13 protein-coding genes and 1 other RNA gene are annotated in these 16,135 nt (G+C 54.8%); 9 read left to right on the top strand and 5 right to left on the bottom strand.

Annotated features, from left to right (window positions below):
• Both B3041_RS09475 and ppsR read right to left on the bottom strand, forming a co-directional pair.
• Nucleotides 1-1,047: a 3-deoxy-7-phosphoheptulonate synthase gene (locus B3041_RS09475; protein WP_065649481.1), complete on the bottom strand. Its 1,047-nt coding sequence runs from the start codon at nt 1,045-1,047 to the stop codon at nt 1-3.
• Nucleotides 1,048-1,180: 133 nt separating this feature from the next.
• Nucleotides 1,181-2,008, bottom strand: coding sequence for a posphoenolpyruvate synthetase regulatory kinase/phosphorylase PpsR (gene ppsR, locus B3041_RS09470; RefSeq protein WP_292971701.1), 828 nt, complete (start codon nt 2,006-2,008; stop codon nt 1,181-1,183).
• 193 nt (nt 2,009-2,201) lie between these two features.
• On the opposite strand from ppsR, the gene B3041_RS09465 reads away from it, so the two are divergent.
• Together B3041_RS09465 and ppsA are read left to right on the top strand one after the other, a co-directional pair.
• Nucleotides 2,202-2,405 (top strand): hypothetical protein, encoded by a 204-nt coding sequence (locus B3041_RS09465; RefSeq protein ID WP_139074198.1) that lies wholly within the window; start codon nt 2,202-2,204, stop codon nt 2,403-2,405.
• A 43-nt stretch (nt 2,406-2,448) separates the two neighbouring features.
• The gene (gene ppsA, locus B3041_RS09460; protein ID WP_065649479.1) at nt 2,449-4,839 is read left to right on the top strand and encodes a phosphoenolpyruvate synthase; all 2,391 of its coding nucleotides are present in this window, start codon (nt 2,449-2,451) and stop codon (nt 4,837-4,839) included.
• A gap of 164 nt (nt 4,840-5,003) precedes the next feature.
• Here ppsA and rprA read toward each other — a convergent pair.
• An RNA gene (gene rprA / locus B3041_RS09455) (antisense sRNA RprA) lies at nt 5,004-5,112 on the bottom strand.
• Between the two features lie 249 nt (nt 5,113-5,361).
• Nucleotides 5,362-6,471 (bottom strand): AI-2E family transporter YdiK, encoded by a 1,110-nt coding sequence (gene ydiK / locus B3041_RS09450; RefSeq protein ID WP_292971696.1) that lies wholly within the window; start codon nt 6,469-6,471, stop codon nt 5,362-5,364.
• 202 nt (nt 6,472-6,673) lie between these two features.
• On the opposite strand from ydiK, the gene ydiJ reads away from it, so the two are divergent.
• Nucleotides 6,674-9,727, top strand: a complete 3,054-nt coding sequence (gene ydiJ, locus B3041_RS09445) for a D-2-hydroxyglutarate dehydrogenase YdiJ (RefSeq protein ID WP_292971693.1) — start codon at nt 6,674-6,676, stop codon at nt 9,725-9,727.
• Nucleotides 9,728-9,757: 30 nt separating this feature from the next.
• On the opposite strand, the gene B3041_RS09440 is transcribed toward ydiJ, so the two are convergent.
• The gene (locus tag B3041_RS09440) at nt 9,758-10,162 is read right to left on the bottom strand and encodes a hypothetical protein (protein WP_065650480.1); all 405 of its coding nucleotides are present in this window, start codon (nt 10,160-10,162) and stop codon (nt 9,758-9,760) included.
• Nucleotides 10,163-10,548: 386 nt separating this feature from the next.
• Between B3041_RS09440 and sufA the strand changes: the two genes are divergently transcribed.
• Genes sufA through sufE form a run of 6 tightly spaced genes read left to right on the top strand, consistent with a single transcriptional unit; the run spans nt 10,549 to nt 16,116 of the window.
• On the top strand, nt 10,549-10,923 hold the full coding sequence (sufA, locus tag B3041_RS09435) for a Fe-S cluster assembly scaffold SufA (protein WP_065649476.1): 375 nt from the start codon (nt 10,549-10,551) through the stop codon (nt 10,921-10,923).
• Between the two features lie 7 nt (nt 10,924-10,930).
• Nucleotides 10,931-12,424, top strand: coding sequence for a Fe-S cluster assembly protein SufB (sufB, locus tag B3041_RS09430; RefSeq protein WP_065649475.1), 1,494 nt, complete (start codon nt 10,931-10,933; stop codon nt 12,422-12,424).
• Between the two features lie 39 nt (nt 12,425-12,463).
• A complete protein-coding gene (gene sufC, locus B3041_RS09425) occupies nt 12,464-13,210 on the top strand; it encodes a Fe-S cluster assembly ATPase SufC (RefSeq protein ID WP_039384106.1) in 747 nt (248 codons plus the stop codon).
• Nucleotides 13,185-14,462, top strand: coding sequence for a Fe-S cluster assembly protein SufD (gene sufD, locus B3041_RS09420; protein ID WP_292971687.1), 1,278 nt, complete (start codon nt 13,185-13,187; stop codon nt 14,460-14,462). The genes sufC and sufD overlap by 26 nt, the downstream gene beginning before the upstream one ends.
• Nucleotides 14,459-15,679, top strand: coding sequence for a cysteine desulfurase SufS (gene sufS / locus B3041_RS09415; RefSeq protein WP_292971684.1), 1,221 nt, complete (start codon nt 14,459-14,461; stop codon nt 15,677-15,679). Before sufD ends, sufS begins: the two co-directional genes overlap by 4 nt.
• Nucleotides 15,680-15,699: 20 nt before the next feature.
• Entirely contained in the window at nt 15,700-16,116 is a 417-nt protein-coding gene (sufE, locus tag B3041_RS09410) for a cysteine desulfuration protein SufE (RefSeq protein ID WP_065649472.1), read from the top strand.
• Nucleotides 16,117-16,135: the final 19 nt, after the last annotated feature.

Below are 16,135 nucleotides of genomic sequence, written 5' to 3'. Positions count from 1 at the left end.
TCAGAAACGGCTGTCGACTGCGGCAGCCAGTTCCGCCAGTACCGCCGCGCTATCTTCCCAGCCAAGGCAGGGATCGGTGATTGACTGGCCGTAAACCAGCGGCTGCCCGGCCACCACTTTCTGGTTACCCTCCTGCAGAAAACTTTCAATCATGACGCCCGCTACCGCGCGGGAACCGGCGCGGATTTGCGCGGCGATATCACGCGCCACATCACGCTGCCGACGATGCTGCTTAAGGCAGTTGCCGTGACTGAAATCGATCACCATCTGTTCAGGCAGGCTGTATTCATGCAGGCTGGCCGCGGCGGCCGCAACGTCTTCCGCGTGATAGTTTGGCTGACGCCCGCCGCGCAGGATCACATGGCCGTGCGGATTGCCGCTGGTCTGATAAATGGTCATCTGACCCGCTTTATCAGGCGACAGGAACATATGGCTGGCGCGGGCAGCACGAATGGCGTCAACGGCAATCTGCACGTTACCGTCGGTGCCATTTTTGAACCCCACCGGGCAGGAGAGCGCAGAGGCCATTTCGCGGTGGATCTGGCTTTCCGTGGTGCGGGCACCAATGGCACCCCAGCTGATAAGATCGGCAATAAACTGGCCGATAACCATATCCAGAAATTCAGTCGCCGTTGGCAGACCCAGCGCATTAATATCCAGCAACAGCTTACGCGCGATAGCGATACCGCGGTTTACGTCAAAGCTGCCGTCAAGGTCGGGATCGGAAATCAGTCCTTTCCAGCCCACTACGGTACGCGGTTTCTCAAAGTAGGCGCGCATCACAATTTCCAGCCGATCCTGATACCGCTCGCGCAGCTGCTGCAGGCGTGCGGCATAATCCAGCGCAGCGCGCGGGTCATGCAGCGAGCAGGGGCCGATAATCACCAGCAGGCGTGGATCTTCGCCGGTCAGAATACGCGCAATACGCTGGCGGGCTGCCGTAACGCTGGCCGCGATATCAGAAGACAGCGGGTGCTGGCTGGCCAGCGCGGCAGGCGTGATCAGGTTGCCAATTCGCGCCGTGCGCAGTTCATCAGTTTTGTTCATAGTGGCTCTCAAACAGGTTCTTCGCAGCGGTGATATACCGGGAAGTGATGAGGTTCACAATAAACCAATATGTCCTGAATTCAACCAGCAAAATCACAGAGATAGTAAAAACGCGGCCCGCTCAGGGTGCGCTTCAGTACATACTCCGCTGCAGACCCATAATGTCGAGGATTTTAGTGGCAATCTCCTCCACCGAATAGTTGGTACTGTTGAGATAGCGGATCTGATGCGTGCGGAACAGCGCCTCGACTTCACCGACTTCCAGCCGGCACTGGCGCAGCGAGGCGTAGCGGGTATTTTCCGCGCGCTCCTGACGAATTGCCGCCAGGCGTTCCGGGTCAATGGTCAGCCCGAACAGCTTATGCTGATGTGCCCGCAGCGCAGGAGGAAGTTTGAGGTTATCCATATCGTCAGCAATAAAAGGGTAATTGGCTGCGCGAATACCAAACTGCATGGCAAGGTAGAGGCTGGTCGGGGTTTTACCACAGCGTGAAACGCCGAGCAGGATCACCTGGGCATCTTCAAGTCCGCGCAGTGAAATCCCATCGTCATGCGCCAGGGTGTAGTCAATTGCGGCGATACGCGCATCATATTTACCCAGGTTGCTCGCGGTCAGCCCGTGTGTACGGTGTGCCACCGGCATGGAAGAGACGCCCAGCTCACTCTGCAGGGGAGCCACCAGCGCCTGCACAATATCCTGACAAAACCCCTCACTCTCCAGAATAATATCGCGAACTTCGGGCGTCACGATGGAAAAAAACACCAGCGGCCGCACGCCGCTGCGCTGCCAGAGCGCGTTGATCTGCGCTTTGACCGCCTGGGCCCGCTGCACATTTTCTACAAACGGCAGGGTAACGCTGTGCGTATCAACCGGGAACTGAGAGAGCACCGCATGGCCCAGTACTTCTGCTGTGATGGCGGTGCCGTCTGAAATATAAAACACGCTGCGTTCAGTGCTCATTGAAAAGTGCTCTCTGAATGAATAGTGAATTAATCGATTTCATTTCAAATTAAACCGAAATGAAATATCCATATGTCGCTGTGCTCAGGCTGAAATAGTGTCATATCTGACGTTAATAGCATTATAAAGAAAAAGCGATAAATAAACGTCAGCATCTGCCACAGTTTCATAAATGACGCGCAGGCTCCGCATAATGTCGTTTGCGCAACAGCAATCTGCTGATAATGCTATAAAAATGGAAAATTCATTATTGCAGCAGGCTGTTAGCAATAATATCGCCGTTTGCGCAACGTCAACCCTGGCAGGTAATAGTCTGATTTTATCTCTCTTTTTTTGCTTTAACGATTCAACACTTAGTCTTTATAAACCGATTGTGCCAGGCTGCTGTGGCGAATAGCAAAATGTTCCATGTGCCCTAATCATTTAAAAGGATCATCTCAATGTCCAATCAAGACCAACAATCGCTAGTGCTCTGGTATAACCAGCTTGGCATGCATGATGTTGATCGGGTGGGGGGCAAGAATGCCTCTCTGGGAGAAATGATTACCAATTTGTCGTCGCTGGGCGTATCTGTGCCCAATGGCTTTGCCACGACATCTGACGCGTTCAATCAGTTTCTCGACCAAAGCGGACTGAACCAGCGCATTTATGCACTACTGGATATAACGGATATTGATGACGTGGCGGCGCTGGCCCAAGCGGGCAAGCAGATCCGTCAGTGGGTGGTGGACACGCCATTCCAGCCGGCGCTGGAAACGGCTATTCGTGCTGCTTATGAGCAGCTTTCTGCTGATGATGCCGACGCCTCTTTTGCCGTTCGCTCATCTGCTACCGCCGAGGATATGCCAGACGCCTCATTCGCCGGCCAGCAGGAAACCTTTCTTAATGTACAGGGGTTTGATGCCGTACTGGTGGCAGTTAAGCACGTGTATGCATCGCTGTTTAACGATCGGGCTATCTCATACCGGGTGCATCAGGGCTACGATCATCGCGGCGTAGCGCTCTCGGCCGGGGTGCAGCGCATGGTTCGCTCCGATCTCGCAGCCTCCGGCGTAATGTTTACCATTGATACTGAGTCAGGTTTTGATCAGGTTGTCTTTATTACCTCAGCCTGGGGGCTGGGCGAGATGGTGGTACAGGGCGCAGTCAATCCTGATGAGTTTTATGTGCATAAACCCACGCTGGCGGCAAACCGCCCGGCGATTGTCAGACGCACGATGGGGTCTAAAAAAATCCGCATGGTCTATGCCGACTCCCAAACGCATGGCGAGCAGGTGCGTATTGAGGATGTGGAGCAGGCAACACGCGATCGCTTCAGCCTGACCGACGACGAAGTGCAGGCGCTGGCACGCCAGGCGGTGCTGATTGAGCAGCACTATAAGCGTCCGATGGACATTGAGTGGGCGAAGGACGGGCATACCGGAAAACTCTATATCGTACAGGCGCGCCCCGAAACCGTCCGCTCAAACGGTCAGGTGATGGAGCGCTACAGTTTGCAGGGCACAGGTCAGGTGCTGGTTGAAGGACGCGCAATCGGCCACCGTATCGGCGCGGGTGAAGTCAAGGTGATCCACGATATCAGCGAAATGCACCGCATTGAGAAGGGCGACGTGCTGGTTACCGATATGACGGACCCGGACTGGGAACCCATCATGAAAAAGGCCTCTGCCATCGTGACCAACCGCGGCGGACGCACCTGTCATGCGGCGATCATTGCGCGTGAGCTGGGGATCCCGGCGGTTGTGGGATGTGGTGATGCCACCGATCACCTGCGTGACGGCCATAAAGTCACGGTTTCCTGCGCCGAAGGCGATACCGGTTACGTCTACAATGATCTGCTTGATTTTGAGGTCGCCAGTTCTCAGGTCGACACCATGCCTGACCTGCCGCTTAAGATCATGATGAATGTCGGTAATCCCGATCGCGCCTTTGACTTCGCCTGTCTGCCCAACGAGGGCGTCGGTCTGGCACGGCTGGAGTTTATTATCAACCGTATGATTGGCGTGCATCCTAAAGCGCTGCTGGAGTTTGATCAGCAGACGCCAGAATTACAGCAGCAGATCCGCCAGATGATGAAGGGCTTTGACGACCCGGTTGAGTTCTATATCGCACGTCTGACCGAGGGAATTGCCACTCTGGGCGCCGCCTTTGCGCCGAAGCGCGTTATTGTGCGTCTCTCTGACTTTAAGTCGAATGAGTATGCCAACCTGGTCGGCGGAGAGCGCTACGAGCCGGAAGAGGAGAATCCGATGCTTGGCTTCCGTGGCGCAGGGCGCTATGTTGCCGACAGCTTCCGCGACTGCTTTGCGCTGGAGTGCGAAGCCGTGAAGCGGGTGCGCAATGAGATGGGACTGAGCAACGTCGAAATCATGGTGCCTTTTGTGCGTACCGTTGATCAGGCTGAGGCGGTCGTGGCTGAGCTGGCAAAGCACGGGCTCAAGCGCGGTGAAGCGGGCCTGAAAGTGATTATGATGTGTGAAATCCCGTCAAATGCGCTGCTGGCAGAGCAGTTCCTGCAGCACTTCGATGGCTTCTCAATTGGTTCCAACGATATGACCCAGCTGGCTCTGGGGCTGGATCGCGACTCTGGCGTAGTCTCTGCCCTGTTCGATGAGCGCAATGAAGCGGTGAAAGCGCTGCTCTCAATGGCGATTCAGGCAGCAAAAAAACAGGGCAAATATGTCGGTATCTGCGGACAGGGACCCTCCGATCATCAGGATTTTGCGGCCTGGCTGATGGAGCAGGGCATCGACAGCCTGTCGCTGAATCCGGATACGGTGGTGGAAACCTGGCTGAGCCTCGCTGAGATTGCATCCGCACAGCGCGTTTAACCTCTGAACATGACGCGTATGGCCATGCTGTACGCGTCATGATTAATGCGTGCTTAAGCTGCAGGATGAGCGGCCGTTTTAGCACAATAACACGGGGTTTCAGGTGCTAAACATCCGGCCGGCTTATATAACATGTGCGGCAACAGCGGTATCTGAATGCGGACCAAAAAAAAAGCCCATCACAGGGGATGGGCAAAGACTACACACAGCAATTCTTTTACGTTACTCAGGGGAAAAAGGTTATTTAAAAATCAGTAGGTTGATTTTCAACATGAGAAACATATTATTTATTGCGCCTGCCATAGTCTTTAAGAATCCTCTTATTAGTTTAAAGCTGGTAATCTTTTGTCGCCTTTTTTACCCACTACAAGGGGCGATTCAGTACGAAAAATAATCATTCCAGCCAGCAGGGCGGACTTAAGCGCTGAAAATCGCGTTTTTTCTTAAAAACCGTTTATGAAAAAAAGCCCATCTTATAAATGCTCAGGCATGAATGTTTAAGCCGGTGCGACCATTAACCTGTCAGGGCAGCTCTTCATGCTCTGCCAGCGCCTCGATCGCCGTTTCCATATCATTATCCGGTGCCGGGGCTTCATGCATCCACACTGAAACCAGGCGATAAGAAACCGCCAGGACAACCGGGCCAATAAACAGACCTATCATGCCAAAGGCGATCAGACCGCCAATGACACCCGACAGGATCAGAATCATGGGGAGATCGGCCCCCATGCGGATCAGGACCGGACGCAATACGTTGTCGAGTGTGCCAACAATACAGCTCCAGACCAGCAGCACGGTGCCCCACGTGGTATCACCACTCCAGTAGAGCCAGATAATTGCCGGTATCAGGACAATCAGTGGCCCCAGCTGTACCAGGCAGGTCAGGATCATCAGCACCGTCAGCAGCGTGGCATAAGGTATGCCCGATATCGCCAGTCCGATACCGCCTAATACCCCCTGAACCAGTGCCGTGACCACGACACCCAGCGCAACGGCCCGGATTGCCTGTCCGGCCAGCAGTACCGCAGCATCGCCACGGCCTCCCCCCATACGATAGGCGAAGTGGCGAATACCCTGTCCCACTTGCTCACCGCGCCAGTAGAGCAGCACGCTGAACAACAGCATCAACGCCAGATGCAGCATAAAGCGGCCAAAATGCCCCGCCTGCGCGACAAAAAAGCCGGTCGTGCGGCCAATGTAGGGCTGCACCTGGCGCATGATCGCTGACCCCCCGCCATCCACCAGCTTATGGTAACTGATATAGAGTTTGTTGCCGGCGAACGGTATTTCACGCAGCCAGGCGAGCTCCGGCATCAGCAGATGGCGCTGGGTAGCCCAGGCGATAACCGGCGCGCTGTTATCAATCAGGCTGCTGACCAGCAGCGCAATCGGAATAATAAACAGCAGCAGCAGCAAAATAGTCATGGCGATAACGGCCAGGGAGCGGCGTCCCCACAGCAGATGCTGCAGGCGGATCATGAGTGGCCAGGTGGCAATCACCACCATGCTTGCCCAGGCAAAGCCCAGAATAAAGGGTTGTACCACCCAGAGACAGGCGATAATCATCAGTAAAATAAACATCAGCGAGAACAGCAGTTGCGGCAGATCCACGCCGCGTTGCAGGCTTTTCATAACAGCGATTCAACCTCAGTTAATCCTTCAGGAAGGGCCCCGGGCCCGAAATCATCATGCGCTATTTCCTGAAAATTAAACAGGAAAAGCAGGGTCGCTGAGCGAGGGCAGGGAAATGCCAGCAGGCAGGAAAAAAATGTGATACAACCAGAGGTTAAAAAACTTACTACGCAAACGTTTACAACATCCCGGTCACGACACCATGATCCCACAAATTCCGCAGGCTCCCGGCCTGGTTCAGCAAGTTCTCGCCTTTTTACAGGCGCTCAAAGAGCAGGGTTTTACCGGCGATACCGCTACCAGCTATGCCGACCGTCTCTCCCTCTCCACGGATAACAGCATCTATCAGCTTCTGCCGGATGCGGCACTGTTTCCGCGCTCGACCGCTGATATCGCCCTGATTGCGCGACTGGCCGGCGAGTCCGCTTTTGCCAGCCTGACGTTTACTCCGCGTGGCGGCGGCACCGGCACCAATGGACAGTCGCTGAATCAGGGCATTGTGGTCGACATGTCGCGCTACATGAACCGTATCCTGGAGATTAATACTGAGCAGGGGTGGGTGCGGGTTGAAGCGGGGGTGGTGAAAGATCAGCTTAACGCCTGGCTCAAACCTTACGGTTTCTTCTTTTCACCGGAGCTCTCCACCAGTAACCGCGCCACCCTGGGCGGTATGATCAATACCGATGCCTCAGGCCAGGGATCGCTGGTATACGGTAAAACCTCCGATCATGTCGAAGGATTACGTGCGGTGCTGCTGGGCGGCGATATCCTTGATACGCGCGCCATACCGGTGGCGCTGGCGGAGCAGCTGGCCGCAACGCCGACGCCCGAAGGCCGTATCTATCAGACGGTGCTGCAAAGCTGTCGCGAGCAGCGCGCGCTGATCCTTGAAAAGTTTCCGAAGCTTAACCGTTTCCTGACCGGCTACGATTTACGCCACGTCTTCAGTGATGATATGCAGCAGGTCGATCTGACCCGGCTCTTGTGCGGTGCCGAGGGCACGCTGGCGTTCATCACAGAAGCGCGTCTTGATATCACGCCGATCCCCAAAGTCCGTCGTCTGGTCAACGTTAAATATGAGTCATTCGACTCAGCGCTGCGCAACGCCCCGTTTATGGTGGAAGCGCAGGCGCTGTCAGTCGAAACCGTGGATTCAAACGTGCTGAATCTGGCGCGTGAAGATATTGTCTGGCACTCCGTTAAGGAACTGATCACCGATATCCCTGATAAAGCGATGCTGGGGCTGAATATCGTCGAATTTGCGGGCGATAACGGCGCACTTATCGAACAGCAAATTGCCCGGCTCTGTGGCCGGCTGGATACGCTGATGGCGCAGCAGCAGGGCGGCGTAATAGGCTATCAGCTCTGTGATGAACTGGCGGATATCGAACGTATTTACGCTATGCGCAAGAAAGCGGTTGGCCTGCTGGGCAATGCGCAGGGTCGCGCCAAGCCCATTCCCTTTGTTGAGGATACGGCGGTGCCGCCGGAGCAGCTGGCTGACTACATTGCCGAGTTTCGCGCGCTGCTGGATAGCCACGGCCTGAGCTACGGTATGTTTGGCCATGTTGACGCGGGCGTACTGCATGTGCGTCCGGCGCTGGATATGTGCGATCCGCAGCAGGCGCTGCTGATGAAGCAGATTTCGGATGAGGTGGTTGCGCTGACGGCCCGTTATGGCGGGTTACTGTGGGGGGAGCATGGCAAAGGTTTCCGCGCGCAGTACAGTCCGGCCTTTTTTGGTGAAACGCTGTTTACTGAGCTGCGTCGGATTAAACGCGCCTTCGATCCTGATAACCGGCTTAATCCGGGTAAAATCTGCACGCCGCTGGAGAGCGACGCGCCGATGATGCAGGTGAACGGGGCGATGCGCGGCGACCTGGATCGTCAGATCCCGCTGACGGTACGCACCAGCTGGCGCGGCGCGATGGAGTGTAACGGCAACGGTCTCTGCTTTAATTTTGATGCGCGCAGCCCGATGTGTCCGTCAATGAAAATTACCCGCAATCGTATTCACTCGCCGAAAGGGCGTGCGGCTCTGACGCGTGAATGGCTGCGCCTGCTGTCGGAGCAGGGTGTTGATCCTGACCAGCTTGAGCAGGCGCTGCCGCGGCAGGGAGCCAGCCTGCGTATGCTGATCCAGCGTACGCGTAACAGCTGGCACGCTAACCGCGGAGAGTATGACTTCTCCCATGAGGTCAAAGAGGCGATGTCAGGCTGCCTGGCCTGCAAAGCCTGTTCGACACAGTGTCCGGTTAAGATTGATGTGCCCGATTTCCGTGCGCGCTTTTTGCAGCTTTACCATACGCGTTATCTGCGACCGGTCAGCGATCACCTGGTGGCCAGCGTAGAGCGCTATGCGCCGCTGATGGCAAAAGCGCCAAAAGTGTTTAATTTCTTTCTGCAGCAGCCGTGGATGCGCGAATTCAGCAAAACCCATATCGGTATGGTGGATCTGCCTCAGCTCTCCGCACCTAACCTTAAACAGCGCCTGAGCGGGCATCCGGCCATGAGCCTGACGCTGGAGCAGCTGGAGGCGATGGACAGCGCAGCGCGACAGCAGTGCGTGCTGGTGGTGCAGGATCCGTTTACCAGCTACTACGAAGCTCAGCTGGTGACCGACTTTATTTCACTGATTGAAAAACTGGGTTACCGTCCGGTGCTGCTGCCTTTCTCACCCAACGGAAAAGCGCAGCATGTAAAAGGGTTTCTGCAGCGTTTCGCCCGTACAGCGGCGAAAACCGCTGAACTGCTTAACCGGATAGCAAAACTCGGGATCCCGATGGTTGGTGTCGACCCGGCGACCGTACTCTGCTATCGCGATGAGTATCAGCAGGTACTGAAAAGTAAGCGCGGTGATTTTAGCGTGCTGCTGGTGCACGAGTGGCTGCAGCAGGCGCTGGCTGGCGGGGTAAACCAGCCCGTCAGCGGTGAGCCCTGGTATCTGTTTGCGCACTGTACTGAAGTGACCGCGCTGCCCGCTACGCCGGATCAGTGGCAGAAGATATTTGCCCGCTTCGGTGCCCGGCTGGAAAACATTAATACCGGCTGCTGTGGCATGGCGGGAACGTATGGCCACGAGGCGCAGCATCTGGAAAACTCACTCGGTATTTATGCGCTCTCCTGGCATCCGCAGCTACAGCGGCTGCCGCGCCAGCGCTGTCTGGCCACCGGCTTTTCCTGTCGCAGTCAGGTTAAACGCGCAGAAGGCAACGGCATGCGGCATCCTTTACAGGCGCTGCTGGAATTGATGTAAACAAAATGTAGGAGCCGTCACAAAGCTGGATTAGAATATCCAGCCAGCGTGACGGACAAAATCACGCTGCAGGCGCGTTGCCTGGTCCCAGTCGCCACTCTGTGCCAGTTTATGACACAGGTGCGTCAGTGACTGGCGGGCGAACTGATACGCCTGCAGACGAAACAGCCGGTCGCGGTCATCGTTGCCCATCTCCTGAATCAGGCGATGGTGCAGCTTGCCTAAGGCGTGCAGATAGCTGCGATCGTCGCCGTTGATGTCGCAGATTTCTGCCATATCAAGGCAGGTATCATTGAACCGGCGCAGCTGCCCGAGTGAGCACTCCGGCCGGTTAAGTCTGGCTTCTGCCAGATAGAAATCTACGGTGATATCGCGTACGGCGAATTTATAGTCGCTGATTTTGTGTTGTAACCAGGCTGAAACGGTACGTGTCATAGCGCCGCCTAAACAGTTAATGATAATCATTATCATATTAAACTGCGTCAGGAATGCAATTCCCGCTAAAAAAAATATTGATGTCTGTAACCTGTTACTAAAATCGGCAATAACAATCTCTTTACATTCAGTAAAGGCGTAACCTGTACACAGGTTGACAGCTTTGGGGTCTCTTTTTATAAAATGTTACGATATCAATAAGTTGTGATATTTGTCCCGAATAAAAACTGTCTGTTACAGGCTTCAGTAAAGGGACTATGCTTAATTATTAAGCAGAAAAAACAGCACGAGATGATTATCCCTGCAAAACAAGAGGTTGAAGTGATAGGCGATATCACTACCATAGGGGGATAGCCTGAGAAGGTCCAGACTTGCGAGGTACAACGATGTCATCAGTAAACGCCGCGTCCTTTTCTCCTGACGATTTTGTCTGGAAAGGACTTACGCTGACCGAGTCGGCAGCGAAACAGATCCTGACTCTGGTTGAACAGGACCCGGCAGTAAAGGGCCTGAAACTGAGCGTGAAACAATCTGGCTGTGCCGGTTTTGGTTATGTCATGGATCTGGTAAAAGAGCCAGCCGATGACGATCTGCAGTTTGAGCAGTTTGGCGCAAAACTCTTTGTGCCGCTTCAGGCAATGCCGTTTGTCGACGGCACAGAGCTGGACTATGTCCGTGAAGGCCTGAACCAGATCTTTAAATTCAATAACCCTAAAGCTCAGCACGCCTGCGGGTGCGGTGAAAGCTTTGGCGTCGAGTAAGTGAAATATGTCACGACATAGCGAAGCATCTGATGATGTACAAACCTGGGAAGGCAAGCTCAACTATAAAGAGGGCTTCTTTACCCGGTTACAAACCGACGAACTGGCACACGGCATCAATGAAGATGTAGTGCGTGCGATATCGGCTAAACGTAACGAACCCGAGTGGATGCTTGAGTTCCGGCTTAAGGCTTTCCGTGCCTGGCTGGAAATGGAAGAGCCGCACTGGTTAAAAGCGCACTATGACAAGCTCGACTATCAGGATTACAGTTACTTTTCTGCGCCATCATGCGGCAACTGTGACGATAGCTGTGCGTCCGAGCCAGGTGCAACCCAGACATCCGGCAGCGTGGCGTCCAGTGACTATCTGACGCAGGAAGTGGAAGACGCGTTTAATCAGCTGGGTGTTCCGGTACGTGAAGGGAAAGAGGTCGCTGTTGATGCGATTTTCGATTCCGTGTCGGTCTCCACCACTTACCGTGACAAGCTGGCTAAACAGGGCATTATCTTCTGTTCGTTTGGCGAAGCAATCCATGACCATCCGGAACTGGTACAGAAGTATCTGGGCACCGTCGTGCCGCATAACGATAACTTCTTTGCTGCGCTTAACTCAGCGGTAGCCTCTGATGGCACCTTTGTTTATATCCCGAAAGGGGTACGCTGCCCGATGGAGCTGTCGACCTATTTCCGCATTAATGCGGCGAAAACAGGTCAGTTTGAGCGCACCATTCTGATTGCAGATGAAGACAGCTATGTCAGCTATATCGAGGGCTGCTCGGCGCCGGTGCGTGACACTTATCAGCTGCACGCAGCGGTCGTTGAAGTCATCATCCATAAAAATGCTGAAGTGAAATATTCCACGGTACAGAACTGGTTCCCTGGCGGTGAAGGTGAGGGCGGTATCCTTAACTTCGTTACCAAGCGTGCGCTGTGCGAAGGCGATCACAGTAAAATGTCCTGGACACAGTCTGAGACCGGATCTGCGATTACCTGGAAATATCCAAGCTGCATCCTGCGCGGTGATTACTCCGTGGGTGAGTTCTACTCGGTTGCCCTGACCAGCGGTCGCCAGCAGGCGGATACCGGCACCAAGATGATCCATATCGGTAAAAACACCAAGTCCACCATTATCTCCAAAGGGATATCGGCAGGTAAAAGCCAGAATACCTATCGCGGGCTGGTGAAGATTATGCCGACGGCAACCAATGCGCGTAACTTTACGCAATGTGACTCGATGCTGATTGGCCCTGACTGTGGTGCGCATACTTTCCCGTATGTGGAAACGCGTAACAATACCGCGCAGCTGGAGCATGAAGCCACCACGTCACGTATTGGCGAAGATCAGATGTTTTACTGCCTGCAGCGCGGCATCAGCGAAGAAGATGCGATCTCCATGATCGTTAATGGCTTCTGTAAAGATGTTTTCTCCGAGCTGCCACTGGAATTTGCCGTGGAAGCACAAAAACTGTTAGCGATCAGCCTTGAGCACAGTGTCGGCTGATGCCACACGCGTTGCCGGAAGCAATGTGAAGGAATAAGTATGTTAAGTATTAAAGATTTACAGGTTAGCGTTGAAGATAAAGAGATTTTGCGCGGTCTGAACCTTGAAGTTAAACCAGGTGAAGTCCATGCGATTATGGGCCCGAATGGCTCAGGCAAAAGTACGCTTTCAGCAACGCTGGCGGGTCGCGAAGATTACGAGATCACCGGGGGCTCAGTCACCTTTAAAGAGAAAGATCTGCTGGCGCTGGAACCCGAAGAGCGCGCAGGTGAAGGCATCTTTATGGCGTTCCAGTATCCGGTAGAGATCCCGGGTGTGAGCAACCAGTTTTTCCTGCAGACCTCTGTTAATGCGGTACGTAAATATCGCGAGCAGGAAGAGCTGGATCGCTTTGATTTCCAGGATTTTATCGAAGATAAAATTAAACTGCTGAAAATGCCGGAAGATCTGCTGACGCGTTCAGTCAACGTTGGCTTCTCTGGCGGTGAGAAGAAGCGCAACGATATTCTGCAGATGGCGGCGCTGGAGCCAGAACTCTGCATTCTGGATGAGACCGATTCGGGCCTGGATATCGATGCTCTGAAAATCGTTTCAGAAGGCGTCAACAGCCTGCGCGACGGCAAGCGCTCTTTCATCATCGTAACGCACTATCAGCGTATCCTGGATTACATCAAGCCGGATCACGTGCACGTTCTTTATCAGGGTAAAATCGTTAAGTCTGGCGACTTTTCACTGGTGAAACAGCTGGAGGAGCAAGGCTATGGCTGGCTTACCGACGAAGAGTGATAATGCCCTGCAGCAGTGGCACCATCTGTTTGAGTCACGCGGCGAGCAGCGCTCGCTGCAGGCGCAGCAGCACTGGCAGCAGCTGATGCGTGAAGGCTTGCCCACCCGCAAGCATGAAAACTGGAAATACACGTCGCTGGAGAGCCTGCTGGGACAGCACTTTGTGCTGCCTGCTGCGCAGAACGTCAGCCGTGAGCAGGCAGATGCGCTGGCGCTGCCGCTGGATGCAGTACGACTGGTGTTTGTTGACGGCCGCTTTCAGCCGGCGCTGAGCAGCACGGAAACCGATCTGTTTGAGATCCAGCATGTTCAGGCAGCTGAGCGTCGCGATCTGCCGGCACCGGTACAGCCGGAAATTTTCCTGCATCTGACAGAGAGCCTGGCAGAAGAGGTAACGACGGTTCGTCTGGCGCGTGGCAAAACGGCTACCCGTCCGCTCTATCTGCTGCACATCACTAGCGGTCAGGCGGATGCGCTGAACACCGTACACCATCGTCATCACGTTGAGCTGGAGCAGAGTGCAGTAGCGGAAATCGTTGAGCACTATGTCACACTTAATGATGCTGCACACTTTACCGGCGCACGTATTACGTTTGCCGTGGCGGATAACGCGCAGCTGAAACATACCAAGCTCGCCTTTGAAACCAGCAGCAGCTATCACTTTGCGCACAATGACATCGTGATGGGCCAGGATGCACGCGTCAGCAGCACCAGTTTCCTGCTGGGTGCCGGTCTGTCACGTCATAACACCAGCACGCAGCTGAATGGCGAAAACAGCGAGCTGGCAATGAACAGCCTGGTTCTGCCGGTGGGCAGCGAAATCGCAGATACCCGCAGTTATCTGGAGCACAACAAAGGCCATTGCCTGAGTCGTCAGCTGCATAAAACCATTTCGCGGGAAAAAGGCCGTGCTGTCTTCAATGGTCATATCAAAGTGGCACAGCATGCGCTGAAAACCGATGGTCAGATGACCAACAACAACCTGCTGCTGGGCCGGCTGGCTGAAGTCGATACCAAGCCACAGCTGGAGATTTACGCCGATGACGTTAAGTGCAGCCACGGCGCCACCATCGGTCGCATTGATGATGAGCAGATGTTCTATCTGCGCTCGCGCGGTATCGCTGAAGAGGCGGCGCAGCAGATGATCATTCACGCTTTTGCCGCCGAGCTGACCGAAACGCTGGATGATGACATTCTGCGTCAGGCGGTGCTGGCACGCATTTCACAGCGTTTCCCTGGAGTACATTCATGAGTTTCGATTCCGAACGAGTCAGAGCGGAGTTTCCGATCCTGAGTCGTGAGGTCAACGGACACCCGCTGGCCTACCTTGACAGCGCGGCCAGCGCGCAGCGTCCGCTCGCGGTAATCAACGCGGAAAGTCATTTTTACCAGCACGGCTACGCTGCCGTGCATCGCGGTATCCATTCGCTGAGCGCGCAGGCAACCAGCGATATGGAAGCCGTACGCGCGCAGGCTGCGGCTTTTCTGAATGCGGCTTCGCATGAAGAGATCATCTTTGTTAAAGGCACAACCGAAGGGATCAATCTGGTTGCCAATAGCTGGGGCGGCAGTCAGCTGCAGCCCGGTGATAATCTCATCATTACCGAGATGGAGCATCACGCTAACATCGTGCCGTGGCAGATGGTGGCACAGCGTACCGGTGCTGAGATCCGCGTTCTGCCGCTCAACGATAGCGGTGAGCTGGCCACAGAACAGCTTGCCTCGCTCATTGATAGCCGCACCCGACTGCTGGCCGTTACGCACGTCTCTAACGTGCTGGGCACCGTTAACCCGGTTAAGGCGCTGGTGGCGCAGGCTAAAGCGGCTGGCCTGATTACGTTAATAGATGGTGCGCAGGCGGTTATGCATCACGCCGTTGACGTGCAGGATATCGACTGCGATTTCTACGTCTTCTCCGGACATAAGATCTATGGTCCGACCGGTATCGGCGTGCTCTATGCGCGTAAAGCGCTGCAGAAGCAGATGCCGCCGTGGGAAGGCGGAGGTTCAATGATCGACCAGGTTATGCTGCCGGTGGGAACCACCTGGAACAGTGCGCCGTGGCGTTTTGAAGCGGGTACGCCCAATACCGGTGGGATTATCGGTCTGGGAGCCGCGCTGAACTGGGTGAGTGAACTGGGGCTTGAGGCTATTCATGCACGCGAAAGCGCGCTGATGCGTTATGCGCTGGATAAACTCGCTTCAGTGCCGGACATTGTGCTTTATGGTCCTGCGCAGCGCAGCGGTGTGATCGCCTTCAACCTGGGTAAACACCACGCCTTTGACGTAGGCAGCTTCCTCGATCAGTATGGTATTGCTATTCGCACCGGTCACCACTGTGCGATGCCGCTGATGCGTCACTACGCTGTACCGGCGATGTGTCGTGCCTCCTTCGCGCTGTATAACACCGAAGATGAGGCGGATCGGCTGGCCGCTGGCCTGACGCGTATTCATCGCCTGCTGGGCTAAGCAGATTTCAGGAGTAACAGATGGCGAACCTGCCGGAAAAAGAGAAGCTGGTGCGTAACTTTAATCGTTGCGCTAACTGGGAAGAGAAGTACCTTTACATCATCGAGCTGGGTGCAAAATTACCAGAATCCTCTGAAAGCCTGCATCAGCCAGAGTATGTCATTTCAGGCTGTCAGAGTCAGGTCTGGATCCGTATGACGCCACAGGCGGACGGGTCGATGGCGTTTGAGGGAGACAGCGATGCAGCTATTGTTAAGGGATTGATCGCAGTCGTGTTTAGTCTGTATCAGGGGCTGAAAGCGCAGGAGATCCTCGACCTGGATGTACGCCACTGGTTTGCGGAACTGGCGCTGACTCAGCACCTGACGCCGACGCGCTCTCAGGGGCTGGAAGCGATGATCCGCGCTATCCGTCATAACGCTCAGCAGCTCTGCTAAGGTACACTCTTCAGACCCC

The organism is Pantoea sp. UBA4549 (assembly GCF_002387285.1).
Classification (GTDB): domain Bacteria; phylum Pseudomonadota; class Gammaproteobacteria; order Enterobacterales; family Enterobacteriaceae; genus Pantoea; species Pantoea borealis.
This window is presented reverse-complemented; position numbering and strand designations above follow the sequence as displayed.